The sequence below is a fragment of the Coralliovum pocilloporae genome (assembly GCF_030845175.1).
GTDB classification, from domain to species: Bacteria; Pseudomonadota; Alphaproteobacteria; order Rhizobiales; family Cohaesibacteraceae; genus Coralliovum; species Coralliovum pocilloporae.
Genome location: NZ_CP132542.1, coordinates 3,645,605 through 3,670,827 on the forward strand (window position 1 = coordinate 3,645,605; position 25,223 = coordinate 3,670,827).

The following is a 25,223-nucleotide window of genomic DNA, read 5'->3' on the forward strand; positions in this document are numbered from 1 at the left end:
TCAACGCTCCACCAGTTTGACACGTTCATTATACATGTTCATCACCCCGGAGATCGTCAGGGAAATCAACAGATAGAACGCCATCAGCAAAAGGATACATTCCATCTCACGACCGGTCTGGTTCAGGGTGATGCCACCCAGAGTGCCTGTCGCATCCATGTATCCGACCGCAATCGCCAGAGACGAGTTCTTGGTCAGGTTGAGATACTGGCTGATCAGCGGTGGAATGATAACCCGAAGAGCCTGCGGCAGGATAACCAGGTTCATCGTCCTTTTCGGGCGAAGTCCCAACGCATATGCCGCCTCGGTCTGTCCATGGCTAACGGCAAGAATACCAGCACGGACGTTCTCGGCAATAAAGGCACCAGTATAGACAGAAAGAGCCAGCCACAGAGCAACAAGCGAGTTTCTCGCGTGAAGACCACCTTTGTAGTTGAAGCCCTTCAATTCCGGATATTCAAGGCTGATCGGTGAGCCCATTGCAAAGAAAGTCAACAGGGCCGGCACAATCAGAATACCAAGTGAAATCCACAGCGTCGGCAACTGCTGCCCCGTCGCCATCTGTCGTTGCTTCGCCCACCGTCTGAACACGACCGTTGCAACAATCGCAATCAGCAGAACAATACCGACAACTCCAGAACCATTCTCGTAGACAAAGGACGGAATGTAGAAACCACGGTTTGTCGGAACAAGAGCTCCGCCAAGCATGGCTTCTGCCTGACGCGGTGCAGGAAGCACTTCAATGAAGATCGCGTACCAGAGCAGAATCTGGATAAGCAGCGGGATATTCCGGGTGCCCTCGATATAAACCGCCATAAGACGGGATACGATCCAGTTCTTGGACAGGCGTAGAACACCTGCTGCCACCCCGATAAAGGTTGCTGCAATACATCCGAGAATAGCAATCAGCAGAGTATTGAGAATACCGACCAGAGCCGCTTTCCAATGTGGAGAACGTGAGGTGTATTCGATCAAACGCTGATTGATATCATAAGATGCCGGGTCTTTTAGAAACCCGAAATTGAAGTCTTTTCCAAGGGCTTCCAGATTCTGGATCGTATTACTGATCAGCCAGGCGAAAACCAGCATGAAAATGAAAAGCGCGATAACCTGAATGGTCGTGGACCTGTATCGCGTATCGGACAGGAGCATACCAATCCGAAACGCCTCGCTATTGGAAGGCGTAGCAGCAACACTCATAGGAATGTCCGCCTTTGTCTGAACACATCGGGGAACAGAGATGTGGTTTCCCGCCCCGGCAGTGCGATAAAACCAATCCGGAGGAGCCGCACCGTTTTGTGATGCTCGTCAAAACTCCGGCATTTGTTATGACAGGAGCGCGCCTCGTTTACGAAACGCGCTCCCGAGTTCGCCTAACTCATCCGATCAACGGAACGGAGGAGAATACAGCAGACCACCTTTGGTCCACTGAGCGTTCAGACCACGCTCAAGACCAATATCGGTGTTCTTGCCGAGATTGGTCTCGAACAGCTCACCATAGTTGCCGCCAGCTTTAATGGCATGCACAGCCCAGTCTTTGCTCAGACCAAGCATTGCACCATACTCACCTTCATTGCCGAGCAGACGGTTGATCTCAGGGTCTTTTGTACCCTTAGCCATTTCTTCGACATTGGCAGCAGTCACGCCTTTTTCCTCGGCGATGATCAGCGCGTTGAGAACCCAACGTGCGATATCACCCCACTGGTCGTCACCATGACGGGTCAACGGGCCGAGCGGCTCTTTCGAAATGATTTCCGGAAGAACAACGTGGTCAGCCGGATTTTCGAAGGTTGCGCGTGTCGCAGCCAAGCCAGATGCATCGGTGGTGTACACGTCACATGCATTGGCAAGATAGTTCTGCTGAGCTTCAGCATTGGTTTCAATCGGAACCGGCTCATATTCCATGTTATTGGCACGGAAGTAATCAGCCAGGTTCAGCTCGGTGGTTGTGCCGGTCTGGATACAAACCGTAGCACCGCTCAGCTCAAGCGCTGAAGCAACGCCGAGAGATTTGCGAACCATGAAGCCCTGACCGTCATAATAGTTGACGCCAGCAAATGTGAACTTCAGATCGACGTCGCGGCTATAGGTCCATGTCGTGTTCCGAGCCAGCAGATCGATTTCACCGGATGCAAGAGCGGTAAAACGTGTTTTGCCGGTCGTCGGGGTGAATTTAACAGCTTTGGCATCGCCAAAAACAGCGGCAGCAACCGCCCGGCAAACGCCAACGTCAAAACCCTGCCACTCACCCTTGTCGTCGGTGAATGCGAAACCGGCGAGGCCGGTTGTGACACCACACTGAAGGTGACCTTTAGCCTTAACATCATCAAGCGTTGCCGCTGACGCTGCCGTACCCATCACACCCAGGGAGGCGCCCAGGACCAACGGAAGAATCTTCTTATTCATGATGCAGCCTTTTTCTATTGCCCTACAGGAAATGTCACTGAAGGCGCACTAAGGCCGTAAAAATGAGAATACACGCGATTTCCTCCTCGCTTATTTGTTTTCTCTTTGGCAAATTGCCTGAGCCCGGTTTGCCCGTGACCATCGCATCAGAAAGAATTCTGCTCTGCTGGTCAAGTGCTTGAGGGAATAAATTAGTATTTCGTAGAGTATGGTCGACTGCACACCCGCAAAACAGAAGAATCTTATGATGAAAAGTTCAAATGACAAAGAATCTTCGGCATCACACCCGGAGACGCTGTTAACAACCCTTGGCCGTGACCCCCACAATTTCCACGGATTTGTTAATCCGCCGGTCGTTCATGCGTCGACAGTTCTGTATGCAGATGCGGATACATTTTTCTCCAAGAATCAAACCTATTCCTATGCAAGACGCGGCACACCCACATCAGATGCCCTCGAGCAGGCGCTCACCGTTCTGGAAGGTGCTGCCGGTACTGTGCTGACCCCTTCAGGTCTTTCTGCCTGCTCAACGGCTATCCTGTCTGTGGTGTCCGCAGGTGATCATCTGCTGGTTGTCGACACGATCTATCAGCCCACCCGTCACTTCTGTGAAACGGTTCTCAAACGCATGGGTGTGGAGACAACCTACTATGATCCGGCGCTTGGTGAGGATATTGCCAGCCTGTTCAAGCCGAATACCAAAGCCATCTTTACCGAAGCTCCAGGATCCCAAACCTTCGAGATGCAGGACATCAAGGCGGTTACCCGTGCGGCCCGTAACCACGATATCTTTGTGCTGATGGACAACACCTGGGCGACACCGCTGTTCTTCCAGCCGATCAAGCATGGAGTTGATCTCTCCATTCAGGCAGGCACGAAATATATTGTTGGCCATTCTGATGTGATGCTCGGCACCATTGCTGCGAGTGAGCGCGCCTGGCCTCTCCTGCAGGAAACGCATGGCAATATGGGCCTTTGCGCCGGGCCTGACGACATTTACCTGGCCCTGCGCGGCCTCAGGACGATGGGAACACGCCTCAAGCAGCACCAGACCAATGCTCTTGAGATGGCTCGCTGGCTTGAAGGCCACGCCGAGGTTGCCCGAGTCCTTCACCCGGGCCTTGAAAGCAATCCGGGGCACGAACTCTGGAAGAGGGATTTCACCGGCGCGTCCGGCCTGTTCGGCATCATCCTGCAGCCTGGCTCGATTAACGCTGTAAAAGCCTTCCTTGACGCACTCACCCTCTACGGCATGGGTTATTCCTGGGGCGGTTTTGAAAGCCTGGCCATCTATGCAAATCCGTCGTCCTACAGAACGGCAACAAAATGGGAAGCTGAAGGTCCCCTTATCCGCCTTCATATCGGCCTTGAACATTTTGACGATCTGAAAGCTGACCTAGAAAACGGCCTGAAGGCCTACGCAGCAGCACGATAACAAAAAGGGCGTGTCCTGTATTTCAAGGACACGCCCTTTTTGAATGGCGACTCCGGCAGGATTCGAACCTGCGACCATCGGCTTAGAAGGCCGGTGCTCTATCCAGCTGAGCTACGGAGCCGAACCGGTAAAACCGGGCAGCGGTTTAGAAGATGCACACTAGTGCGTCCAGTTCCCATCCACACGGTTGAATTTGAAATTGTCAGAATAGGCGACCTGACGGCGCTTGCGTTCCTTGGGCTCCGTCACACGATATGGCAGATCATTCCGCTCGGCGTAGGAGATAGCGTCTTCACGCGTCTCGAATGAAAGACGAACCTGCTGGTTCATATCGGTGGAAGATGTCCAGCCCATGAGTGGCTCTACCGATTTGGCAGAGGATGGTTCGAACTCAACAACCCATCGCTGGGTTTTGGCCTGACCGGACTGCATGGCTGTTTTGGCCGGACGGTAGATGCGGACAGCGCCTGTGCTCATAGCCATATGCCTTTCGCTTGTCTTACCGCCGGAGATCATGGTCGGAGCGGCAGGATTCGAACCTGCGACCCTCTGGTCCCAAACCAGATGCGCTACCAGGCTGCGCTACGCTCCGTAACCGTGACCTTCGGCGAACCTTCTATGCGTACCATAACCAAAAGGCAAGAGGGTAAAAACCAAATCCTCAGGTTTTTTCCACATATGGTTCAAAGTCGTTTTTATCAGCTCAGGGTCAAGACTCATTGCTCATGCCCATTCTGTTCATCAGGGAAATTCATAATGGGTAGAAACAAGAGCGCAGGACAGGTAGACCCTATTCAAGCTGTTGTTTGTGGTCAGGCTGAACTTCCCTGATGAACCCGATGGGCGGGGGCATTTTACCGCCCGGCTTTGTTGGAGATCCTTGAAAACCAGAAGGTTTCCTGCGGACCTCCGCCGCGTCGGACGAAAAAATGACTACCGCAGAATGGACGTGAGCAATGAGTCTTGACCCTAAAACCGTCCTTCCCCCTTCGCTACGCGCAATACGAGTTCATGCTTTGTTAGTCGCCGATCATTATTATACCACCTCAGGCACAGATGTTATTCTACACTAAGGTAGACAACCTTGATCGGTCTGAAAGCAAAACATGTCGTACTGATTGCCGATGACAGTGCAACTGTTCGACATATTCTTCGATCAATACTTGAGAGAGAAGACCGCGATCTGGAAATCCTGGAAGCGAGCAATGGCGATGAGTGCTCGCGCCTGCTGCAGTCAGGTCAGATCGACATCGCCTTTATCGATCAGTACATGCCGGGCATGAATGGTATTGATGCCATCCGGCAGACTGACTGTGCAAACAAGTCTGCCTTTATTGTGGTTATGTCGGCAAATGCAACGGACGCTGACATCGAAAACGCCCGGAAAGCCGGTGTCTACGAATTCCTCAAAAAACCGTTTCAGGCATCGGATGTTCAGCAGCTTCTGGCCCAGCACGATCATATCTCCATCATGCGTCCGATTCTGATCGTCGATGATTCAAAAGTTGTCCGGAAACTGGTCAGACAGGTTCTGGAAAACAGCCAGTTCAATCTGTCGGTCAGCGAAGCGGCACACTCAGATACAGCCTGCCAGCTGGCAAGCCGAATCCCCTTCAACCTCGCACTGATCGATTTCAACATGCCCGGCAAAAATGGGCTCGAAACCGCACGTCTCATCAGATCCCTTCAGCCACAGGCGAGAATCATTCTGATGACAAGTGAGGCAACGCCTGAGCTGGTGGCACGCGCCAGACAGGATCGTCTGGCTGGTTTCCTCAAAAAACCGTTTTATCGCGAGGAGTTGGACCAGATTCTGCACCTGGTCCTGGGCCTGCAGGCACCACGGTTCGACAATTCAACCCCGGAAGAAGAACCAGATGACGTTGTGATGCTTTAGCCATCACGGAGACCGGTTCCTCAGCTGGCTTCAAGGCTTGATCACTGGATGGACGATTCTGTCTCCGGTGACCAGCCCGAGACGCCGCGCTGTACCGGCCACCACTTCCAGCACATACCGCACCGGCTGACCTGACGGAATAATTGTTTCTGATTGCGGAACCGCATCATGGTGGATATGCGCAATCGCACCATCAGATTTCACAAAAATCATATCCAGAGGTACAAAGGTATTTTTCATCCAGAAGAAGACCGGCTGTTCGGACCGGAAATCAAACAGCATGCTGTCATCTGCAGCCATTGATCGGCGAAACATCAGCCCCCTCGCCCGCCTGTCATCTGTATCCGCCACCGTTGTACGGAATACGTGCTCACCGCCTTTCGTCAGAATGCGAACCTCATCAGCATTGGCGAACACAGGATTCCCGGACGAGATCACCGTCATCAGTAACAGCAGCATTCCAGAAATGTAGACTGACCAGGGCCTGACTTTGCACATCATGAAACATTTCCCCAAAGAACGGCGAATATAAGAGCTCGACTATATGGCACAAAAAAGAAAGGCCCACAGCAGGCTGCAGGCCATCTTCAAATCAAATCGTGCCTAAATCATTTCTCACAGAATGGACATCAGCAACGCGTTTTGTCCTTAGTGAGCACTTGGCCCGGATGCTCCGGCAACAGGGCGAATTTCAGTCGCCATCTTGCCTTTGGGGCCATCTCCATAGCGGACAAGAACCACCTGCCCGGGACGCAGCTCTGCGATGCCGTATCGCCGAAGCGTTTCCATATGAACAAAGATATCCTGGCTGTCGTCGCCCTGGGTCAGAAAACCGAAGCCGCGAATGCGGTTGAACCATTTGACGGTAGCCGTCTCCAGATCACTGGTCGGCGTCACATCAATAAATGGCTGCATCTGAGGCTGTTCAGTCGGCAATGTCGCGCTTGAATCATCCATACTCAGAATGCGGAAAGCCTGAAGACCACGTGGCCGGTTCAAGACCTCGCACACAATGCGCGCGCCCTCATAAGCAGTCTGGTATCCGTCCCGCCTCAAACAGGTGACATGCAGCAAGACATCGGGAAGATCTGCATCAGGGATGATAAAGCCATATCCCTTCGCAACATCGAACCATTTGATAACACCGGAGATTTCCAAGACATCAACTGCGGCCTCTTCAGAGAAGCCATCGTCCGGTCTCGACTCAGGCGAGTATTTCGCCCCCATAATACTGCCCCGTTCGTTTACCGCCTATACACAGAATCGCGTGACCCGATTCACGAGGCAAGGATAACATCGGTGTCGACCAGCGCCATATTTTTTTTAAAGAATTAACCAAGTGTTTGTGAATACAGCCGTTATTGGGGCGTTTCCATTCAGCCAATCATTCATTTTCTGCCAGTGCATCAAACACCGGCCCGATCTGACCGTGAATCACACAGTCGGCGAGATCATCCAGCGGTGTTTCCTCACCATTCACAAGGGCCAGCCGGGCACCACCCTGTTTTGCAACAAGAGGCAATGAGGCAGCCGGTTGTACCTGCAGGCTGGAGCCAACTGCAATAAACAGATCACAATCTGAGGAATAGTTGATCGCTTTATGGAGGTCCTGTTCAGACAGGGCCTGACCAAACGAGATAACCGCAGCCTTGTGGAGTTCACCGCACGTCTCACAACGCGGAGACAAACCGGTCTCATCAACGATGCGCTGCATATCGTCCAGCTCCGCCCTTTCCCCGCAACCAAGACAACGGGAGAAAGTGCCGTGCCCATGAAGAGCCACCACCCGGTCGGGCGACACACCGGAGCGCTCATGCAAACCGTCAATATTCTGAGTTATAGCAGCCGACGCACGCCCCTGCCTGATCAGATCCGCCATGAACGTATGAGCTTTGCCGGGTTCGGCTTCAGAGAAGACAGCCTGCATCATGAAGCGACGGCTCCAATCCTCAAGACGGGCGTCCTCCGAAGCGATGAAATCCTGATATGGAATTGGCTGCATTCTGGTCCACAGCCCGCCCGGGCTGCGATAGTCGGGAATGCCTGACTCTGTTGAAATACCGGCGCCGGTAAAAAACACAATCCGGCCCGCCTCTTCAATCATCGACCGAAGCAGAGAAACCGGATCAGCAGTCATCAGACAGGTTCCGAACCCAGTAACCAGTCAACAGACGCACAGACTTCATCCAGCGCCGTTTTTACCCGGTGGGACATATGACGCGCCCTGACATAGCCATGGACCAGCTCCGCGTCATTTCTCAACCGGCAGGGAATGCCGGCTTCATGCAGCCGTTCAGCAAACTGACTACCATCATCCCGAAGCGGATCGATATCAGCCGTAAACACCGCCGCGCGTGGAAAGATACTGAAATCCGGCTGGTAAAGTGGGGCAAACTCCGGTGAAGCCTCAAAGCGTTCAAACTCGGACTCGCCATAGATCCGAAAGTAATATTCGCAATCCTCGCGGGTCAACATCGGCGCATGCGCATGCTCTTCATAAGACGGAGCGGTACGATCACCGCCAAAGCCGGGATAAATATGCAGCTGGCCATCCGGTCCCTGTGTTCCAAGCCGGTGACAACGGACAACAACCTCAACCAGATCAACCATGTCAACAGCGTGCTGCAGCGCTATGCCATCAACTTCCGTGGCAGTGTACATGATCGAGCGATCGAACTGAGGGACGTGGTCCTTTGGACCAATGAAGAGCAGTCTCAATCAGCCATATCGTCAATCGCCAGTCTGAAAGCATTTTATGCAGAGTCTGATGAGCGCATGCGTGATTTGCTGGGCAAGCACAAGCCGAGCAAGGAGAGCGAGCCGCTTATTCAGGCAATCCGTGATATCGAAGCTCGTACCGAACCTTTGATCAGTAAAATCATTGAACTCAGGGAAACCGGTAATCAGGATCAGGCCAAATTGATGCTGATGCAGGATGCCCGACCCGCCTTCATTGACTGGCTTGCAAGTATCAACGCCTATATCGATTATCAGGAAGCGCAAAACCAGAAGATCGGCTCTTCGGTCAACGATGTAATCGGTGGTTTTCAGATGATTATGCTGATCGTCAGTTTTGTCGCCGTACTGATCGGTCTGATGACGGCTGCGTGGTGTTTTGTTTCAATCCGGGCCCTGACCCCGCTTACGAATATCGTAACGCGCCTTGCAGAAGGTGATCTTGCCGTACAGGTCCCGCAGAAAGATGCCAAAGACGAGGTTTCTGCTATTTACAGAGCCGTATCGGTTCTGAAGACGTGCAGTGTTGAAGCACGAGAGGCGCAGGAAGTCCAAAGTCTCAAAGACAGCGAAGACGCTGAAAGCCGTAGTCGGGAACTTGCGGAGATGGCCGAGACATTGAAGCAGTCCGTCGGACTGATTGCCAATGAGCTTCAGCAGTCAACGCGCAATCTCATGATTGAGGCCGATTCTCTTGCGGATACAGCGTCAACAACCAGTGGCCGTCTCAATGCGGCCGCAGAAGCTGCGGAAGTGGCAACATCTAACGTACAGACTGTTGCAAGTGCAGCAGAAGAAATGTCTGTCAGTAACAGGCAGATTGCTGACCAGATGGTTCAATCATCACGGTTATCACAATCGGCAACAGCAGAAAGTGAAAGCACAACGGTTACGGCTGGCCAATTGAACACCGTCGTTGGCCGCGTTGCCGATGTGACGAACCTCATTCAGGAGATCGCGGAGCAGACGAACCTCCTGGCACTCAATGCAACCATTGAGGCCGCTCGTGCCGGGGATACCGGAAAAGGATTTGCCGTTGTCGCTGCCGAGGTGAAACAGCTTGCTGACCAGACATCCAAGGCGACCGAAGAGATTAAATCCCAGATTGAAGAGATGACACGTGCCTCAGTTCATACGGTTGAGGCTGTGTCAGCTATCACCGGCGCTATTCGGGAGATAAGTGAAGTGGGTGAAGCTGTCGCCAATGCGTCCGAGGAGCAGAAGGCCGCGACTGATGAAATCGCCAAGGCCTCCGACACGGCTTATCAGGGCGCGATGGAGCTCAAGAACAGTGTTGATGATGCGACCGCAATGGCCAGACAATCAGGCGATACGGCAGAGAAATTCAAAAGCGCAGCCGCAAACCTGACCGGCCGCACAGAAGAGCTTCTGAATTCGATCGACGATTTCACAAAGAAGGTGCTCGCAGCTTAAAAGAATACTGGGCGGGCTGACGCCCGCCTTTTCCCTGTTGAGACTGATTGTGGAACCAGCCCCCACGCCACCGCCTCGCCTCCCGCTGGCTGGCCGAAAAACCCCGGTCTTTGACGACACAAGAAAACTCCTGGGTGCCTGCCTGCTGGTGCTGGAGGAGTGAGCGGGCAGACTTTTCTCCAAACATTTCAAACGTTCGATATTTATCCCAAACTGATCAGGCCTACGATAGCGGATACATTTGATACCCATGTTGTGATCGCAGTTCCGAGCGGGATCGGGAATGTTGGTGTTGATCTCAGGTTTGCCAGCACGCAGGCTTGTTCATCAAGCGTTTGATAATCCGTATGGTTTTTGGGCGAGTCTCCCATCTGGATATTCGGCCCCGCAAGCGAAGTTCTTATATGGGCAATTTCTTTCTCGAGGCGCTCTATAAATGGATCGACCTGCTCTTTACGAGCCTCCTTCATCTTTTGCCGTATATAATAGGACGGGATAAGCCAGATAAGCATGAAGATAATCAGGTTGAAAACGATCAATCGAACAAAGTGATCGAACCAGATGAAAGCTCTCTGGTTTGCTTCACAGGTCGTGGAATCGTAATGACCATTCTCGCACTGAACGTACCTTTCAAGAATGTTATTAAGTTGCGGATTTTTGGGGTCCCGGTTTTCAATGGCAGCCTCAACACGCTCCACGAGTTCACTTCGCTCCAGCTGACCCATATTGATGCTGACAAGCACGATCCAGAAAACCATGTAGACAGCTGGTAGCAATAACACCAAGGCTTGCTCAAAATAAAAATACCCAAGATGTCCGAAGCCAGATGAACGGTCCGGGTGAGACGGACTGAGGAGAAAGATGGCTGATTTGTGCGATAGTTTTGCGGCTGCAATGCCGGTTGCGACACCATACGCAAAGCGTGTGGAGATCATCCATACGCCCAGAAAACTCCCTGCCAGCAAATGTATCTTTGCTTCTTCCAGGCTATCGGTCCAGTAAATTCCGAGAAGAGCCAGTGGTATCAGGGTTCCTGCGATACATAGGAATGACCGTTCCGCGACTTTGTGAAACCAGTCAATAAATGCGTCATGGGTTTTGAATTCCGTCTGAATGGCCCCGCTTGAGGTCATAAGCCGGACTTTACGAAAGAAGGCACGTTGTATTAGCTTAGCAAGCAGAATGCCAGCAAGCAGTATCGCAAAACCGAAGACTGACATTGGATCTTCAGCCAGTGGTTGGTTCATGATTTTCAACGGAAAAAGCAGGAAGAGGACATAGTAGCAGAGACCTGAAAGCCAGAATATATTCTCTAAGCCATTAATCCTGTGCCAGCACATCACTCTTGCCCCCCTCTTTTTATTTGGTGGTATTTATATTAGTCATGCAACTAAAATTTGCAATTCCTGAAATTCAAAATACAACAGGCATGCCCCTCCCCATCCATGTTTAGACTTTCGTCGTAATGCATTAGACCGATCGGTCTAATAAACTGTGCTAGAGTAAATGGCCTCTAGCCTTCTCCGTTGGGAGGCGGGGAAGGCTTGTCGGGTCTGAGCGTTGTTCTGAAGGGCTGAATGTTTTTCAGGGAGGAATGCGCTCCCAAACCGATGAAAGAGAGCATTGGGAGTGGTTTGACGCTCACCGGAAATGCTCCGCTGTATTGAAGACCATCATTGGGGGAAGGAATAGACGAGGAGGAACCCGTCCGGCTTTGGACGGGGCCATATTGGGAGGAGAGAGAATGACCAAAGACCTGAGAACCCGCCGGGCGTTTCTGAAAGGAAGCGCACTGGCAGGTGCAGCCACCCTTGCTGCTCCGGCGATTGCCACGGCAGCGGGTGAGACCACCACCTGGAAAGTGCAGACATCCTGGCCCGGAGGCCTCGGCCTTCAGGTGTTCAAGGACTGGTGCGGCTCGATCAAGGAAAAGACCGGCGGCCAGCTTGAGTTCATTCCGTTCGGCGCGAAAGACGTGGTTGGTGACTTCCAGCTGTTTGATGCCGTGAAGAACGGCGTGCTGCAGGCGATGAACCCCTTTACCCTCTATTGGGCAGGCCGGATGCCGGCAGCCGTGTTCCTCAGCTCCTATCCGATGGGTCTGCGCAACCCGCATGAATGGGATGTGTTCTATTACGGTCTTGGCGGCCTTGAAATCGCCCGTGAACTGTTCGCCCGCGAAGGGCTCTATTATGTGGGCCCGATCCATCACGGCCCGAATATCATTCATTCCAAGGTGCCTATCCGGTCTGTCGATGACTTCCGCGGCCGCAAGATGCGCCTGCCGGGCGGCATGGTGGCTGAGGTGTTCCAGGAACTGGGCGCGAAAACCACGCTTCTGCCGGGCTCTGAGATTTTCCCCGCCCTTGAGAAAGGCACCATTGATGTGGCCGACTTCGTTGGCCCGGCCATCAACTATGCCCTCGGATTCCACCAGGTGACCAAATATATTTCCATGGGCCCTCCGGGCTTCATGTCGCTCTATCAGCCGGTTGACCTGATGGACCTGACGGTTGGCATGGACGCCTGGAATGCTTTGGCACCCGAGATGAAGCAGTTCGTCGAGATGGAAACCAAGGCCTATTCCGTCCATCATCATGCGGCCATCCAGAAGGCCGATCAGGAGGCCTGGGTCAAATTCGAGGAAGCCGGTACAGAGGTCACCCGCCTCAGCCAGGATGATGTGGAAGCGGTCACCGAAGTGGCTGTGCCGCGCTGGTTTGCCTGGGCCAACAAGGACAAGGACGCGGCCCGTGTCTTCCAGATCCAGCTTGAATACATGAAGTCCGGCTCACTTGGCTATGTGACCGACGACATGATCGATGGTCAGGAACTGAAGCTCTAAATCCTGAAGCACGCTGTATATCTGCTGTGTGTCATATCTGCCGTGTGTCCGGGCCTTTTGGTCCGGGCACATGCGATATGCGCAGCTCGCCGTATGCCATTCTGATTTGGAGCGCCCATGCCTAGTATCGGATTTGTTCTGCCCCACTGGCTTTATTGGCTGGGGCTTGCGGTTTTCCCGCTTATTGCCATGGCCCTGGCCCGGACGCAGAAGCCTGCGGCCACGGATGCCTATTCCACGCCGACAGCCTATTTCGTCTGGCTGGTGGGCGGCTTTCTCGGCCTGCACCGGCTTTACCTGAAAAATGTCTGGGGCATGCTCTACTGGCCTCTGTTTGCCATCATCCTGTTTGCATCCGGTGTGGAGCGGGATGAGCGGGTGATCGTCTCTGATGCCCGGTCTGAGCTGGAAGTGGTGGACAGTTCCATTGCCCGCAACGAGCGGCGGATTGAAAAATCCCGCAAGGCGGTGACGGATGCGGAAAGCCAGCTGACGGAGCTGACCGCAGACGATGAGCGGCGCAAGAAACGGCTTGAGCGCAAGATCAGGAAAGAAAGCGACCGCATCACCAAGGCGGAAGACACCATTGCCCGGATCAAGGGAGACATCTCCCAGCTGCAGATCAATCTGGCCGAGGCTGAGAAATCGCAAGGATTCTGGTCATCTGTGGCCCGGTATACCTTCTTCGGCGTACTGCTGTTCCTGCTGATTGACCTTCTGCTGATCCCCCGCATGAAACGGCAGGGAGACGCCAAACTGGCGGCCAATCCCGGCCATGTGGTGGAGCGGGAAACCCTGCCTGATGATCGCAAGCTGGCCGGGACCGGGCTTGCCGGACTGTTCGATCGCATCTCGCTGTTTGCGGGTGAATATGTGGCGTTCTGGTCGGTGCTGGCGGTGTTCACCTATTACTATGAGGTGCTGGTGCGTTACGTCTTCAACTCGCCGACCAACTGGGCCCATGAGAGCATGTTCCTGATGTTCGGCATGCAATATCTGGTGGCCGGTTCTTATGCCATGCTGACAGAAAGCCATGTGCGGGTGGATATTTTCTATGCCCGCATGTCCCGCCGCGGCAAGGCGTTCATCGACCTGCTGACCAGTGTCTTCTTCTTCATCTTCGCAGGCACCCTTTTGGTGACGGGCTGGATTTTCGCGTCCGATGCCATGCAGGGCACCAACTGGGAGGTGAGCTTTACCGAATGGGCCATTCAGTACTGGCCGGTGAAAATCGTCATCGGTGTCGGCGCGCTGCTCCTGATCCTGCAGGGCCTCAGCAAGGTGCTCAAGGATCTGGCGGTGCTTGTGGGCCCCGCTGATGATCTGACCAGCGGGAGGACTGTCTGATGGGTCTCGAGATTGAAATCGGCTGGTTGACGCTGATCATGTTCGGCAGTCTGCTGGCGCTTCTTGCCGCCGGTCTGCCACTGGCCTTTGTCACGGGCGGTCTGGCTTGCGTGTTCCTGTTCATTCTGGGAGACGCAAAGACGCTCAACATTGTCCCCAGTCGGATTTTCCCGCTGATGACCGACTATCAGCTCTCAGCCATTCCGCTGTTCATCTTCATGGCGGCCATGCTGGAACGGGCCGGGATCATCAAGGAGATGTTCGACGTCATCTACAAGCTTCTGGGCGGCCTCAAGGGTGGCCTGGCCAGCGCTACCATCATTGCCTCCACCATTCTGGCGGCCATGGTCGGGGTGATTGGCGCGGCTGTGGTGACCATGGGCATTATTGCGCTTCCGGCCATGCTGCGACGGAACTATGACACCAAGATTGCCATGGGGTCGATCATGGCAGGCGGCACGCTCGGCATTCTCATTCCGCCCTCCATTCTGGCCATCATTTACGCGGTGGTGGCGGAACAGTCGGTCGGTGAGCTGTTCATCGGTGCGGTTATTCCGGGCCTGATGCTGTCGGGCTTCTATATCCTCTATGTCACCATCCGCTGCTATATCAACCCCGAGCTCGGGCCTCCCATTCCGGTGGCCGAGCGGGTCAGCACTCGCGAGAAGATGCAGCTTCTGCAGCAGATGGCCGCGCCTATTATCCTGATCATGGTGGTGTTCACGGTGCTGTTTTCCGGCGCCGCAACCCCGGTTGAAGCGGCGGGGATTGGCACCTTTGGGGCGTTTATCGTGGCGGCCCTTCACCGGCAACTTGACTGGCCGACCATCCGCGAGGCCTGTATCACCACGCTGAAAGCCAGCTCAATGGTGATCTGGATCATGTTCGGGGCCACCATCTTTGTGGGTCTCTATGTGCTGGAAGGCGGGCAGCAATTCGTCACCGGAGCCATTGCCGCAACCGGCCTTGGCCCCTGGGGCGTGCTGATCCTGATGCAGGTCATTCTGGTGGTGCTCGGCATGTTCCTCGACTGGGTGGGCATCCTGCTGCTCTGCGTGCCGATTTTCGTGCCGATCATCAAAGGGCTCGGGGCACATTTCTTCGGCCTCGACAGCTCGACCGATCTGGCGCTCTGGTTCGGCGTGCTCTATCTGGTCAACATGCAGATGAGCTTCCTGTCACCGCCATTCGGCTATGCGCTCTTCTACCTGCGTGGTGTGGCTCCGCCGGAAATCCCCATGTCGGACATCTTCAAATCCGCCCTGCCCTTCCTGTCCCTGCAGATCCTCGGCCTCAGCTTCTGCATGCTGTTCCCCGATCTGATCCTGTGGCTGCCACGGCTGGTTTACGGGTGATGCAATAATCCCTGAGCCGCGGTGTGTGGCTCGGGGGCTGGCAGGTGTCCAGATAGGGTAAGGGTAGACGTGACCCAGCCGTTCGGACTGAGTTGAAGAACCATGGTCACTTCAATTTTCCGGTAAAGTAGTAAGCTAGGGCTGTAATAGTTAGGATAATTGGATAGATCATAACTATATCTAATCTTATTATTGGGCCGTCATTTGCAATTGACCACGTGTGAACATAGTATTCATACATCCCTGATATTATAATAAAAACAAATATTGTTATAATAATTCTGGTATTTTTCTTCATTATATCGAATTCCTTGGCTGGCAATCAGAGTCTGACCCGCAAAAATATAAGGCGGGATTTTGCAAATTCTTATCTGAGAGATTTTGGGCTATTTGATGGAACTGTAACGCTCCGAGTGGAGATTATTTTCCAGTTATGCGAAGCGGTTGTCCGTTTAAGTTCAACCCGGGTTCCTTTCGCCTGGATAGGCCGTTTTACATCGGGGCTCTGCAATAGCGTATCAGCTCCGGGTGCCGATAGGCGTCCGGATAGGGCATGGGCAGAAGCGGACCCAGAGGGATGACGCCGTTCCAGGAGCGGCCAAAATAGCCCTGGCGACAGTGGACAAGCGATCCGGCCTCGGCAACGCCATCAAGTGCATAGACCCGGCAGAGCCAGCGCCACAGGTTCGGATAGTCGAGGATGCGCGCGCCGTTCAGCTTCATGCGCAGGGTATAGACCGGATCATGCCGGTAGAGCGTGGGGAACAGGCGCAGGTCGGCCTCTGTGAAAGTGTCACCTGTCAGGAACGGGCGACCATCGGAGAGCAGGCCTTCGAGCCAGGCCAGCGTTTCAAAATAGGCCTCGAATGCCTGGGCGTAGACGGTCTGGTCAGACGAAAATCCGGCTTTGTAGGCCCCGTTGTTGATGGTCGTGTAGATGCGTTCGTTCAGGGCATCGAGTTCGCCCTTCAGGTCAGGATCGTCGGGCCGGAGGCGCGGGTGGTCTCTACGCTCTGGCTCTCCTGCCAGAGCACCTGTCAGAGCTTCTGTATGGGCGTCGAGCATACGGATGATCTCGGCGCTTTCATTGTTGACGATCCGGCCTGCGACTTTGTCATAGAGAATAGGGACTGATTGCTCTTCAGAGCCCTCGCGCTGATAGATCTGTTTGGCAAGCCGCAGGCCCTCACCCGTCCCTGTCTCCAACGTGCATTCCGGCAAAGGCGCACCGGTCAGGCTGGCCTTACGGTGAGGGGCGAATTCCCACAGGTTCGGACCGTCCGGGTCATCCTCTCCCGTCCGGTTGGGAAAGGCCACATCCATCGTGATGCTGTCCTCAAGTCCGAGCACGGCGCGGGCCAGAGTGACCCGGTGACACCAGGGGCAATTCAGCGCCACAAACAGATGATACCGCCCCGGTTCTGCCGGAAAGTCAGCATCCCCGAGCAGATGACGAAACCCGGAGACCCCACGCACAAACTCACCCCGTGCCCGACGGTCCCTGATATCAGACTGATCTTCTTCGGTTGAGATGTCCTTGGTCATGCGGCTGCCCAACTGGTGATAGGTGGTAAGTTATATAATCTGACCCTACAGCATCAGGCCTCTAATCTGAATTGGTCTTGACCCTAGGAGTTTATTTCTGGGTGAGCTTTTATCCGAAAAACCTATCAACTTGTCAGAAATACGCTGTAGGAAATGTCCCTCAAAGTTGCATTATCTGTTTTCAGAAACTCAGATTAGGTAGTATGGCTCAACAGGTATCAGTCAGCCGCCGTGCACCAAAGGGAACGCATCCAGAATGCAGCCAGAAAATCGAACAGACGTCGTCAGGAAGATTGCTGCTGCAATCTGTTGTCTTCCCCAAGACAGACCTTTGCGCGTAGCGGTGAATGGCCGTATCGCATCAGGCAAGACAACACTGGCAAGAGAAGTGACCGACGCTATTGTAGCCAATGGTCGCTCTGTTCGGCATGTTGGTGTTGATGGATTTCATAACCCGCGCGCAATCAGATACAGGCAGGGCCGCGCGTCAGCACGTGGGTACTATGAAGATGCCTATGACCTCGATGCGCTTGCAACTTTACTCCTTAAGCCTCTGGGGTACGCAGCAAGAGGACAAAACACAGAATGGACAATCCGTACAGCATCCTTTGATCTGGAAGCCGATTTGCCAGTCCACATGCCAGAAGAAATGCTCAGTGCCGACTGTATTGTCATTGTCGACGGAAGTTTTCTGCTTCGGACTGAACTACGCGGGCTTTGGGACTATACCATTTTCCTTGATGTCGATCGCGAGGTCGCACAGGAGCGCGGAGCGCATCGTGATGCGGATCAGCTCGGCGGGGTCAAAGAAGCGCGTCGCCTGCATGACGAACGTTACCAGGCTGCCTGCGATCTCTACCTGCAAGAAAACAAACCGCGCGAAATCGCCGATGCTATCGTCCAGAATGCGCAAATTGACAGGCCAACCTTAACGTTCCGGCATAACTCCCTTTAAAGTACCAGACCTTTAACCTGAATTGGCAGTGGTGCTTTAAGAGTTTGTTTCTGCGCGAGCTTTTATCCGAAAAATCTATCAACTTTTCAGAAGCACGCTGTAGGGTGTCATTGCTCCTTGATCCGGAACAGATCCCAGCAAGTTGGTAACGGTGTATTAGCGGGAAAGAAACGCAGCCGGAGGAGGGGGATGGGTGTTTGACCAGGGTTGACTTTTGTCTTTATTCGACTGCGGCCAACAGGCACTCCGGCTGCGTCTGTGGGTGCGGGAGACGGGCCGCCGCACCCTAACGGTCGGTTGGGGTGAGAGCTTCTTTCATGTCATCAAGGTCCGGGCTGTGAAACAGACGTGCTGCCATCAGCCACGGAAAAAGATAAATCATCGGTCTTTCCTTTCCTTAGCTCAGGTGGCTGACAGCCCCGAGAGACTGGTGCTGTGGGTTTGCAGTCGCTGGGCCGCATAAAGCGAATCTTTCAGGCTCAGGCGTTCTCTCTTGAGCCTGCTCACCAGGTTTGTATCAGGGCGCGGGCGCATCTGTTCCGCCTCGATCAGGGCATGAATGTCCTGATGCTTGCGGCTCAAGGCGTGAATTCGAGCTGTGAGAGCGGTCGCTGATACGGTCCTTTTGTTCACTGTCATCTCCTTGATCTGTGCGAGCCCGTGTCTGGGCCGCTGATGAAGATATCGGTGTGAGTGGAAGAAAAATAAATCCAATTCATCCTGAAAATCTGATTGGAAAAACCTATCTAATGACGGATAGATTCTGGAGGATACCCTTGGCCCAGGATATTACACTTCGACAGTTGCGGTACTTCGTGGCTCTGGCTGATACACGCCATTTCCGCAAAGCTGCGGAGCAAATTGGCGTTAGCCAGCCCTCTCTCAGTCAGCAGATTGTCGGCCTCGAGGCTGCACTTGGTCTGGATCTGGTAGAGCGCGGCAGGCGTGGTGCGGTTCTGACACCGGGCGGCCGCGATGTGCTGGAGCAGGCACGTGTTATTCTGGATGATATTGAAGGGTTGAAGACGTCCGCTCAAGGGGCAAGAGAGGGTATCAGCGGCACATTGCGACTGGGCTCTACGCCAACATTGGGGCCTTATTTCCTGCCCCAGGTGATGCGCCGGATTCATCAGGCCTATCCGTCCCTTAAGGTGATCGTGCGAGATGCTGCACCAGCGGTCTTGAAGGAAGAGCTCCTGCAGGGGCGCCATGATTTTATCCTGACACAATTGCCCTTTCGGTCTGCGGATGTGGCGGTTCAACGTCTGTTCCGGGAGCCTCTGGTTCTGGCTGTCGCACAGGATCATGCCCTGGCCCGGCAATCAGACGCGAGTGATGACGATCTGTCTGGTCAGGATGTTCTGACCCTGTCGAAAGCCTACACTCTTCATGACCAGATTGCCTCGCTCTGTGATGAGCTGGGGGCTCACCTGAGGTCGGATTATGAGGGCACAAGCCTTGATGCCATCCGCCATATGGTAGCGCTGAACATGGGTGTGTCTTTCCTCCCCGCACTCTACGCCAAGTCAGAGGTCCCCAAGGGTGAGTCTGATGTGGCTGTTCTGCGGTTTCGCAAAAATCAGCTCACCCGGTCCATCGGTATGGTGTGGCGGAAGCGGTCGCCACATGGGGGCGCTCTGAAACGGCTGACGCGGATCGTCAAAGATGTGGCGCGTGAGAATTTTTCCGGGCAGGTGACCGTGGAATGAGCCGGAAAGTGGGCCGTTTTACCCGTTCCTGTTACTGCTTCCCTGCGGGATTATTTCGCCAGATCAAAGTACAGCAGCTCGGCTTCCCGCCCCTGATGGAGTGTCAGGCTCCCCTCCCCTTCGATCGCGAGGCCATCGCCCTGGTTCAGTACCATGTCGTTGACCTGAAGACTGCCGCAGACGACCTGAAGCCAGCTCTTGCGGTGCCTGTCCTGGGGGATGGATATGGATTGATCACCGCTCAGCGTGGCCGCATAGACACTGGCATCGGCCCGTGTTGTCATCGACCCGTCGCGGCCATCCGGTGACAGGAACAAGGCCAGTTTCCCGTCCTTGTCGGCCGCAGCGAGATCGCACGTGTCATAGGCAGGCGGGGTGTCCGCTTTTTCGGGCAGCAGCCAGACCTGCAGAAAACGCACCTCATCAGTCTCTGACGGATTGAATTCCGAGTGCATGACGCCCGACCCGGCACTCATATACTGGATGCCACCGGCGCTGACTACAGAGCCGTTGCCCATGCTATCCTTATGCTCAAGGGCACCATGGGTAACATAGGAGAAGATCTCCGCATTGCGATGCGGATGTGCGCCGAACCCCTTGCCCCCGGCAACCTGATCCTCATTGATCACCCTGAGATTGCCAAACCCCATATGGCTCGGGTCATAATATTCCCCGAAGCTGAAGCTATGGGCTGACTTGAGCCAACCGAAATCGGCCTGGCCCCGCTCTGCCGCAGGTCGTCGTGTCAATGTAAGTGAGACGAGTTTCATACTCCGCTTCTCCAAACTGCAAAACATGAGGGCGTGCTTGCCAGCTACCGATGATAGAGTCTCTGGCAAGCAAGGAAGTCGGTCTGCCTGTTGCTGCAATCAGCTACTCAGGCTTTCAAGGCCGCTGGAATGAAGGGATCGACCACGGGCAGCTTTTTAAGTGCAAAGGCACCGCCGCCCTGTACCGTGACGGTTGCGGCCAGTACGACCAGCAGCAAGGGGAATTCCCAACCGCCGCCTTCTGAACTGAACACCCAGCCATTGCCTGCATGTGCCCATAGTGCACCAAGCAGAAGCGGGATTGAAAGAAGTGCAGCAAGGCGGGTGTAAGTGCCGAGGATAATGGCCGTTCCGCCAACAATTTCCGCAAAAATTGTCAGATAGGCAGCAATGGCAGGCAGGCCGAGACTGGCGAAATAACCCACAGTGCCGGGAATGGTGAAAACAGCGACCTTCAGGATTCCGTGGGAGAGAAGGATTGTGCCGAGTGAAAGACGGGTCAGCGTGGCTCCAAGTGCCAGAGATGTGTTCTGGGAGGTATCCTGTGTCATATCTGGGCTCCATGTTCGTGTATCTGAACCGGATATGGATGATTGACATCAAGTTGATAATATAGATATTTAGAACATCATTAGTTCCATTTAATTGTCAATTACCATGGATCATCTGTCACGCATTGCTATTTTTGTCGCTGTTTTACAGGAACGGAGCTTTGCGGGCGCTGCCCGGAAACTGGGCATAACCGGCTCTGCTGTCTCAAAGCAGATCCAGAATCTGGAGCATGATCTTCAGGTCAAGCTTCTGAACCGGACAACACGCAGTGTCACTCCGACGGAAGAAGGTGCGGTTTACTTTGATCGTGCAAAACAGGCACTGGACGATCTGAAGGAGGCCCGGGAGGAGTTGCTTGAGCTCAAATCGCGGCCTCATGGGCCTCTCAAGATAGGGCTGCCACATAGTCTGGGCATCAAATATCTGACGGATTGTGTGGCCCGGTTTGCGGATGAATACCCGGAGGTCGCTCTGGATGTGAATCTGGATGACCGCTATGTTGATCTTGTCAACGAGGGATATGATGTTGTTGTCCGGATCGGGGCGCTGAAGGATACATCTCTTGTTGCGCGTCGTCTGGCGTCCTGCCCGCTCTTTCTGTGTGCCAGTCCGGCCTATCTAAAACGGCATGGTGTGCCTGATAAACCGGCTGACCTGGCTGATCACAATGTTCTCGCCTACACCGCTAACTCCGCCATTCATGAATGGCGCTACAGAACGCCCGAACAGGAAAGAGGACAGGTTTCGCTAAGCGGAACGTTTCGCTCAAATTCCGGCGATATTCTCTGCCAGTCAGCTGTTGAAGGGGTGGGCATTGTGATGCTGCCCGTCTTCTATTTGGCAGAACACCTGAAGCAGGGTCGTCTGGTCCGCCTGTTTCCAGATTACACGACCTGGCCGGAGCGGGATATCCATGCCGTTTTCCGTCCCAACAGATATCAGTCAGCCCGCCTGCGTCTGTTCATTGATCATCTGGTCGCGGCCTGCAGGGGGCTGCCCTGGTAGCGGTGATCTGCAGTAATGTCGGTCGATCAGAAATAGTGTGAAGCAGAGGATCTCTGCCACACCTCATCTCGCTCACATCCGCCTGTAGGTAAAGTCCGTATCGGCGTCATCCCCGGCGAGGGTCAGCAGGTTGGTGACGGTTTTGTGGTGGGGGGATTTGCTGCAGACGGGATCTGTGGCACCGGCGTCTCCGGCAAGTGCCATGGCCTGGCATCGGCAGCCGCCGAAATCCACCTCCCGGCGCTCGCAGGACTGGCAGGGTGCGGGCAGCCAGTCGGTGCCGCGATAGGCGTTGAATGACGGGCTGTCATACCAGATTCCGGACAGAGGCGTATCGCGCACATTCTCGAAGGTCAGGTGCGGAATGGTCTCGGCTGCATGGCAGGGCAGCACTGTGCCGTTCGGGGTGATGTTAAGCCCCGCGGACCCCCAGCCGCCCATGCAGGCCTTGGGATAATCCGCATAATAATCCGGCGGCACAAAGTCGATGGCCAGCGTGCCAAGAAGGCGCCTGCGGGCGTCGGTCACGATGCGCTTGGCATTGTCTGTCTGTGTGCGGGTCGGCAGCAATTGAGCCCGGTTGCGGTTGGCCCAGCCGTGAAACTGCACACAGGCCACTTCCAGACGGCGGGCACCCATATCAATTGCCATCTGAATGGTGGCCTCCAGGTCATCCAGATTGTGCCGATGCATCACCGCGTTGAGGGTGAGCGGAATGCCGCGCTCCCTGATATCAGCGGCAAGGGTCATCTTGCGGTCAAAACCGCCTTTATATCCGCCGACCTTGTCGGCCAGGTCTGCACTGGTGCCCTGAAGGGACAGCTGGATGTGATCGAGTCCGGCCTCTTCCAGCTGATCCAGCCGTGCGGGTGTAAGCCCGATGCCGCTGGTGATGAGATTTGTATAGAGGTCTGCGTCCCGGGCGGCCCGGGTCAGGGCAACCAGATCAGGCCGGGAAGCCGGTTCCCCGCCAGAGAGATGCAGTTGCAGGACGCCAAGCCTTGAGGCCTGATGAAACACATCGGCCCAGATCTCTGTATCAAGTTCCTGCTCCCGACCCAGCAGGTCAGTCGGATTGGAGCAATAGGGACAGGCCAGCGGGCAACGATGGGTCAGCTCTGCCAGCATAGCGATGGGGGGCGGTGCTTTGGGTTTTGTTCCAGCCTCTGTCATTCCATCACCGCCACGACCATGCGGGCCCTGAGGCCTGAGAGAAAGGTCTGCACATCACCTGCGATCTGTTCAGCCGGTGCATTGTAGGTCCGGGCCAGATCCTCGATGATGGCACCGAAGGTCGCCTCCCCGTCGAGGCGGGACAGGATAGCCTCGCCTATCGGATCAAGCGCCACGGCCTTCTCGGGTGCCAGAAGCACCTTGCCACCGCGCACCCGGTCATCCACCACGCGCACGCCGCGGGGCAGATAGGGGCGGTCATTGGCGGAAAGCGGCGTCATTGATCCCCTTCCCCTGCCTGTGCTCCTTCCCCTGCTTCTGGCCCTGCTTCTGTCTTCAGAAGTCCCTCGCCCGGCTGCCAGGCCCCCGGCGGAATACGCCCGGACTCCACATAGGCTCCCCACAGGGCGTCAAGCTGGGCCCAGAGCACATCGGTCTTGAAGATCAGCGCCTCGCAGACCGCGTCCTGCTTTTCGGGCGTATCCGCGTGCTCAAGCACCCAGGCCAGGCCGAACTGCACATCCTTGGGCGCTTCTGTCAGCCGCTTGCGGAAATAGGAAAGGCTGTCCGCATTGGCAAAGGCGTAATGCTCCAGAAGCCCCTCAATCCGCCGCTCATGAATGGCCGGTGCAAAGAGCTCGGTTAGTGATGAGGCGACAGCCTGCAGCAGCGGCTTCTCACGCACATAATGGATATAGGCTTCAACGGCAAAACGGGTGGCAGGCAGAATACCCCTGCCGGACGCCACATAATCGGGATCAAGGCCCACGGCCTCCGCCAGTTTCAGCCAGCGCCTGAGACCGCCGCCAGCCTCTGCATCGCCGTCATGGTCTTCAATGCGGCTGCGCCATTCCCGTCGCATCTGCGGATCATCGCAGCGGGACAGAAAGGCCGCATCCTTCATCGGAATAGCCGCCTGGTAAGCCCACCGGTTGATCACCCAGGCCCGGACCTGATCCGGGCTGCATGCACCGCCATGAAGCCTGTGATGGAAGGGATGCCGGTCGTGATAGCGCTCCTTACCGATTGCCCGGAGGCGCGCTTCCAGTGGTGACAGAGTATCGGATGGCTGATTGGCAGTGCTCATAGAGTGATCTCCATCCCGTCTGCGGCAATGGTCCAGCCCTGCGCCAGCACATAAGCCCGTTCGGCGCTGTCTGGCTGCCAGACCGGATTGGTATTGTTGATATGGATGAAGGTCTTGCCGCAGTGAAGTTCCTTGAGCGCTTCAATCGATCCTTCCGGTCCGCTGATGGAGATATGTCCCATGCGCTGGCCGGTCTTGATGCCGGTGCCGGAGCGGATCATCTCGTCGTCCTGCCAGAGTGTACCATCAAAGAACAAATGGTCCGCATCGCTGATCTGTTGCAGAAGCCCGTCGGTCACCCGTGCGCAGCCGGGAATGTAATAGGCGACGGTCTTACCGTCATCGAGGCGGACGCCGACGGTCTGCTCTCCCTCAAGGTCGGTCTGAATGGTGCTGCCGGTGTCTTCCATAAAAAGAGGGACTTTGCCTGGAACCGGGAAAACAAGGGCCTGGAGGGCAGGAAGCAGCGGGAAAGGCTCACCGATCACCAGCGGGTGCCGGGTGACTTTCTCCGGGTTCATCACATCAAAGACCCGGTTTGAGGACAGAAGGCTCAGAATTTCCCGCGTCCCGAACAGGGTAAAAGGCGTCTGTTCACGCAGGGACAGAAGCCCGGCAATATGGTCGATGTCGCCATTGGTCACGAGCACGGACTGAAGGGGTGTGTCTCTCAATGTGCGCGGGAAGAGCGGTCTGGCCACCTGCATCTGCATGCGCAGGTCGGGGGATGTATTCAGGATGGCCCAGCGTTCGCCATCTGCAGAGACCGCAAGGGATGACTGGCTTGATGGCGCAATCTTTCCTGAGCGGGCATCCTGACAATTCGGACAACCGCAATTCCATTGCGGCAGGCCTCCGCCAGCCGCAGCGCCAAGAACCAGAAATCGCATTGTCGATAATCCGCGAAAAAGACAGTCCGTTGACCTTTGGTTCAAAACCGGTTGATCAGACTATCCTGTGCCAGAAGTCAGG

The 25,223-nt window shown here is 54.9% G+C and carries 25 protein-coding genes and 2 tRNA genes; 9 read left to right on the forward strand and 18 right to left on the reverse strand.

Features of this window, described 5'->3' with window-relative positions; translation table 11 throughout:
• Window positions 1-1,200, reverse strand: a complete 1,200-nt coding sequence (locus RA157_RS16510) for an amino acid ABC transporter permease (protein WP_350334216.1) — start codon at window positions 1,198-1,200, stop codon at window positions 1-3.
• 186 nt (window positions 1,201-1,386) lie between these two features.
• Window positions 1,387-2,406, reverse strand: coding sequence for an amino acid ABC transporter substrate-binding protein (locus tag RA157_RS16515; RefSeq protein ID WP_350334217.1), 1,020 nt, complete (start codon window positions 2,404-2,406; stop codon window positions 1,387-1,389).
• A 247-nt stretch (window positions 2,407-2,653) separates the two neighbouring features.
• On the opposite strand from RA157_RS16515, the gene metC reads away from it, so the two are divergent.
• Window positions 2,654-3,841, forward strand: coding sequence for a cystathionine beta-lyase (metC, locus tag RA157_RS16520; RefSeq protein WP_350336232.1), 1,188 nt, complete (start codon window positions 2,654-2,656; stop codon window positions 3,839-3,841).
• 44 nt (window positions 3,842-3,885) lie between these two features.
• Here the strand turns inward: metC and RA157_RS16525 are convergent.
• From RA157_RS16525 to RA157_RS16535, 3 genes are all read right to left on the reverse strand, one after another.
• Window positions 3,886-3,962: transfer RNA gene (locus RA157_RS16525), tRNA-Arg, on the reverse strand.
• Window positions 3,963-4,000: 38 nt separating this feature from the next.
• On the reverse strand, window positions 4,001-4,324 hold the full coding sequence (locus RA157_RS16530; protein ID WP_350334218.1) for an ETC complex I subunit: 324 nt from the start codon (window positions 4,322-4,324) through the stop codon (window positions 4,001-4,003).
• A gap of 32 nt (window positions 4,325-4,356) precedes the next feature.
• Window positions 4,357-4,433, reverse strand: a tRNA-Pro gene (locus tag RA157_RS16535).
• Between the two features lie 492 nt (window positions 4,434-4,925).
• On the opposite strand from RA157_RS16535, the gene RA157_RS16540 reads away from it, so the two are divergent.
• Window positions 4,926-5,738: a response regulator gene (locus RA157_RS16540; RefSeq protein ID WP_350334219.1), complete on the forward strand. Its 813-nt coding sequence runs from the start codon at window positions 4,926-4,928 to the stop codon at window positions 5,736-5,738.
• Between the two features lie 30 nt (window positions 5,739-5,768).
• Here RA157_RS16540 and RA157_RS16545 read toward each other — a convergent pair whose 3' ends face one another.
• From RA157_RS16545 to RA157_RS16560, 4 genes are all read right to left on the reverse strand, one after another.
• The gene (locus tag RA157_RS16545; protein ID WP_350334220.1) at window positions 5,769-6,197 is read right to left on the reverse strand and encodes a DUF192 domain-containing protein; all 429 of its coding nucleotides are present in this window, start codon (window positions 6,195-6,197) and stop codon (window positions 5,769-5,771) included.
• A gap of 189 nt (window positions 6,198-6,386) precedes the next feature.
• Window positions 6,387-6,965: a cold-shock protein gene (locus RA157_RS16550; RefSeq protein WP_350334221.1), complete on the reverse strand. Its 579-nt coding sequence runs from the start codon at window positions 6,963-6,965 to the stop codon at window positions 6,387-6,389.
• Between the two features lie 157 nt (window positions 6,966-7,122).
• Window positions 7,123-7,875 (reverse strand): SIR2 family NAD-dependent protein deacylase, encoded by a 753-nt coding sequence (locus tag RA157_RS16555; protein WP_350334222.1) that lies wholly within the window; start codon window positions 7,873-7,875, stop codon window positions 7,123-7,125.
• The gene (locus RA157_RS16560; RefSeq protein ID WP_350334223.1) at window positions 7,875-8,399 is read right to left on the reverse strand and encodes an alpha/beta hydrolase fold domain-containing protein; all 525 of its coding nucleotides are present in this window, start codon (window positions 8,397-8,399) and stop codon (window positions 7,875-7,877) included. Before RA157_RS16560 ends, RA157_RS16555 begins: the two co-directional genes overlap by 1 nt.
• A gap of 114 nt (window positions 8,400-8,513) precedes the next feature.
• Between RA157_RS16560 and RA157_RS16565 the strand changes: the two genes are divergently transcribed.
• On the forward strand, window positions 8,514-9,908 hold the full coding sequence (locus RA157_RS16565) for a methyl-accepting chemotaxis protein (protein WP_350334224.1): 1,395 nt from the start codon (window positions 8,514-8,516) through the stop codon (window positions 9,906-9,908).
• A gap of 203 nt (window positions 9,909-10,111) precedes the next feature.
• Here RA157_RS16565 and RA157_RS16570 read toward each other — a convergent pair whose 3' ends face one another.
• The gene (locus RA157_RS16570) at window positions 10,112-11,248 is read right to left on the reverse strand and encodes a hypothetical protein (RefSeq protein ID WP_350334225.1); all 1,137 of its coding nucleotides are present in this window, start codon (window positions 11,246-11,248) and stop codon (window positions 10,112-10,114) included.
• Between the two features lie 404 nt (window positions 11,249-11,652).
• On the opposite strand from RA157_RS16570, the gene dctP reads away from it, so the two are divergent.
• From dctP to RA157_RS16585, 3 genes are all read left to right on the forward strand, one after another.
• Window positions 11,653-12,753, forward strand: coding sequence for a TRAP transporter substrate-binding protein DctP (gene dctP / locus RA157_RS16575; protein WP_350334226.1), 1,101 nt, complete (start codon window positions 11,653-11,655; stop codon window positions 12,751-12,753).
• A gap of 117 nt (window positions 12,754-12,870) precedes the next feature.
• Complete coding sequence (locus tag RA157_RS16580) at window positions 12,871-14,100, forward strand: TRAP transporter small permease subunit (RefSeq protein ID WP_350334227.1); 1,230 nt, start codon at window positions 12,871-12,873, stop codon at window positions 14,098-14,100.
• Window positions 14,100-15,455: a TRAP transporter large permease gene (locus RA157_RS16585; RefSeq protein WP_350334228.1), complete on the forward strand. Its 1,356-nt coding sequence runs from the start codon at window positions 14,100-14,102 to the stop codon at window positions 15,453-15,455. The genes RA157_RS16580 and RA157_RS16585 overlap by 1 nt, the downstream gene beginning before the upstream one ends.
• A gap of 492 nt (window positions 15,456-15,947) precedes the next feature.
• Here the strand turns inward: RA157_RS16585 and RA157_RS16590 are convergent, their stop codons facing one another.
• On the reverse strand, window positions 15,948-17,000 hold the full coding sequence (locus RA157_RS16590; protein WP_350334229.1) for a glutathione S-transferase C-terminal domain-containing protein: 1,053 nt from the start codon (window positions 16,998-17,000) through the stop codon (window positions 15,948-15,950).
• Window positions 17,001-17,331: 331 nt separating this feature from the next.
• On the opposite strand from RA157_RS16590, the gene RA157_RS16595 reads away from it, so the two are divergent.
• Window positions 17,332-17,955 (forward strand): nucleoside/nucleotide kinase family protein, encoded by a 624-nt coding sequence (locus RA157_RS16595; protein WP_350334230.1) that lies wholly within the window; start codon window positions 17,332-17,334, stop codon window positions 17,953-17,955.
• Between the two features lie 402 nt (window positions 17,956-18,357).
• Here RA157_RS16595 and RA157_RS16600 read toward each other — a convergent pair whose 3' ends face one another.
• Entirely contained in the window at window positions 18,358-18,588 is a 231-nt protein-coding gene (locus RA157_RS16600; protein WP_350334231.1) for a YdcH family protein, read from the reverse strand.
• A gap of 143 nt (window positions 18,589-18,731) precedes the next feature.
• Between RA157_RS16600 and RA157_RS16605 the strand changes: the two genes are divergently transcribed.
• The gene (locus RA157_RS16605) at window positions 18,732-19,664 is read left to right on the forward strand and encodes a hydrogen peroxide-inducible genes activator (protein WP_350334232.1); all 933 of its coding nucleotides are present in this window, start codon (window positions 18,732-18,734) and stop codon (window positions 19,662-19,664) included.
• A gap of 50 nt (window positions 19,665-19,714) precedes the next feature.
• Here the strand turns inward: RA157_RS16605 and RA157_RS16610 are convergent, their stop codons facing one another.
• Together RA157_RS16610 and RA157_RS16615 are read right to left on the reverse strand one after the other, a co-directional pair.
• The gene (locus tag RA157_RS16610) at window positions 19,715-20,434 is read right to left on the reverse strand and encodes a pirin family protein (RefSeq protein ID WP_350334233.1); all 720 of its coding nucleotides are present in this window, start codon (window positions 20,432-20,434) and stop codon (window positions 19,715-19,717) included.
• Between the two features lie 107 nt (window positions 20,435-20,541).
• A complete protein-coding gene (locus RA157_RS16615; RefSeq protein WP_350334234.1) occupies window positions 20,542-20,985 on the reverse strand; it encodes a DoxX family protein in 444 nt (147 codons plus the stop codon).
• A 106-nt stretch (window positions 20,986-21,091) separates the two neighbouring features.
• Here RA157_RS16615 and RA157_RS16620 point away from each other — a divergent pair, with 106 nt between their 5' ends.
• Entirely contained in the window at window positions 21,092-21,991 is a 900-nt protein-coding gene (locus RA157_RS16620; protein WP_350334235.1) for a LysR family transcriptional regulator, read from the forward strand.
• A 72-nt stretch (window positions 21,992-22,063) separates the two neighbouring features.
• Here RA157_RS16620 and pqqE read toward each other — a convergent pair whose 3' ends face one another.
• Genes pqqE through pqqB form a run of 4 tightly spaced genes read right to left on the reverse strand, consistent with a single transcriptional unit; the run spans window position 22,064 to window position 25,141 of the window.
• The gene (gene pqqE / locus RA157_RS16625; protein WP_350334236.1) at window positions 22,064-23,164 is read right to left on the reverse strand and encodes a pyrroloquinoline quinone biosynthesis protein PqqE; all 1,101 of its coding nucleotides are present in this window, start codon (window positions 23,162-23,164) and stop codon (window positions 22,064-22,066) included.
• Entirely contained in the window at window positions 23,161-23,445 is a 285-nt protein-coding gene (pqqD, locus tag RA157_RS16630) for a pyrroloquinoline quinone biosynthesis peptide chaperone PqqD (RefSeq protein ID WP_350334237.1), read from the reverse strand. Before pqqD ends, pqqE begins: the two co-directional genes overlap by 4 nt.
• Window positions 23,442-24,251 carry a pyrroloquinoline-quinone synthase PqqC gene (pqqC, locus tag RA157_RS16635; RefSeq protein WP_350334238.1) on the reverse strand — a complete coding sequence of 270 codons (810 nt, stop codon included), beginning with the start codon at window positions 24,249-24,251 and terminating at the stop codon, window positions 23,442-23,444. Before pqqC ends, pqqD begins: the two co-directional genes overlap by 4 nt.
• Window positions 24,248-25,141, reverse strand: a complete 894-nt coding sequence (gene pqqB, locus RA157_RS16640; protein ID WP_350334239.1) for a pyrroloquinoline quinone biosynthesis protein PqqB — start codon at window positions 25,139-25,141, stop codon at window positions 24,248-24,250. The genes pqqC and pqqB overlap by 4 nt, the downstream gene beginning before the upstream one ends.
• Window positions 25,142-25,223 lie beyond the last annotated feature (82 nt).

What these genes read in the sequence shown, in the direction of transcription:
- pqqC (WP_350334238.1), bottom strand. Translation starts at nt 24,251, where the DNA reads ATGAGCACTGCCAATCAGCCATCCGATACTCTGTCACCACTGGAAGCG.
- RA157_RS16570 (WP_350334225.1), bottom strand. Translation starts at nt 11,248, where the DNA reads ATGTGCTGGCACAGGATTAATGGCTTAGAGAATATATTCTGGCTTTCA.
- RA157_RS16530 (WP_350334218.1), bottom strand. Translation starts at nt 4,324, where the DNA reads ATGGCTATGAGCACAGGCGCTGTCCGCATCTACCGTCCGGCCAAAACA.
- pqqD (WP_350334237.1), bottom strand. Translation starts at nt 23,445, where the DNA reads ATGACGCCGCTTTCCGCCAATGACCGCCCCTATCTGCCCCGCGGCGTG.
- RA157_RS16620 (WP_350334235.1), top strand. Translation starts at nt 21,092, where the DNA reads ATGGATCATCTGTCACGCATTGCTATTTTTGTCGCTGTTTTACAGGAA.
- RA157_RS16585 (WP_350334228.1), top strand. Translation starts at nt 14,100, where the DNA reads ATGGGTCTCGAGATTGAAATCGGCTGGTTGACGCTGATCATGTTCGGC.
- RA157_RS16580 (WP_350334227.1), top strand. Translation starts at nt 12,871, where the DNA reads ATGCCTAGTATCGGATTTGTTCTGCCCCACTGGCTTTATTGGCTGGGG.
- RA157_RS16610 (WP_350334233.1), bottom strand. Translation starts at nt 20,434, where the DNA reads ATGAAACTCGTCTCACTTACATTGACACGACGACCTGCGGCAGAGCGG.
- RA157_RS16565 (WP_350334224.1), top strand. Translation starts at nt 8,514, where the DNA reads ATGCGTGATTTGCTGGGCAAGCACAAGCCGAGCAAGGAGAGCGAGCCG.
- RA157_RS16560 (WP_350334223.1), bottom strand. Translation starts at nt 8,399, where the DNA reads ATGTACACTGCCACGGAAGTTGATGGCATAGCGCTGCAGCACGCTGTT.
- RA157_RS16615 (WP_350334234.1), bottom strand. Translation starts at nt 20,985, where the DNA reads ATGACACAGGATACCTCCCAGAACACATCTCTGGCACTTGGAGCCACG.
- RA157_RS16550 (WP_350334221.1), bottom strand. Translation starts at nt 6,965, where the DNA reads ATGGGGGCGAAATACTCGCCTGAGTCGAGACCGGACGATGGCTTCTCT.
- dctP (WP_350334226.1), top strand. Translation starts at nt 11,653, where the DNA reads ATGACCAAAGACCTGAGAACCCGCCGGGCGTTTCTGAAAGGAAGCGCA.
- RA157_RS16545 (WP_350334220.1), bottom strand. Translation starts at nt 6,197, where the DNA reads ATGCTGCTGTTACTGATGACGGTGATCTCGTCCGGGAATCCTGTGTTC.
- pqqE (WP_350334236.1), bottom strand. Translation starts at nt 23,164, where the DNA reads ATGACAGAGGCTGGAACAAAACCCAAAGCACCGCCCCCCATCGCTATG.
- RA157_RS16510 (WP_350334216.1), bottom strand. Translation starts at nt 1,200, where the DNA reads ATGAGTGTTGCTGCTACGCCTTCCAATAGCGAGGCGTTTCGGATTGGT.
- metC (WP_350336232.1), top strand. Translation starts at nt 2,654, where the DNA reads ATGAAAAGTTCAAATGACAAAGAATCTTCGGCATCACACCCGGAGACG.
- RA157_RS16555 (WP_350334222.1), bottom strand. Translation starts at nt 7,875, where the DNA reads ATGACTGCTGATCCGGTTTCTCTGCTTCGGTCGATGATTGAAGAGGCG.
- RA157_RS16515 (WP_350334217.1), bottom strand. Translation starts at nt 2,406, where the DNA reads ATGAATAAGAAGATTCTTCCGTTGGTCCTGGGCGCCTCCCTGGGTGTG.
- pqqB (WP_350334239.1), bottom strand. Translation starts at nt 25,141, where the DNA reads ATGCGATTTCTGGTTCTTGGCGCTGCGGCTGGCGGAGGCCTGCCGCAA.
- RA157_RS16590 (WP_350334229.1), bottom strand. Translation starts at nt 17,000, where the DNA reads ATGACCAAGGACATCTCAACCGAAGAAGATCAGTCTGATATCAGGGAC.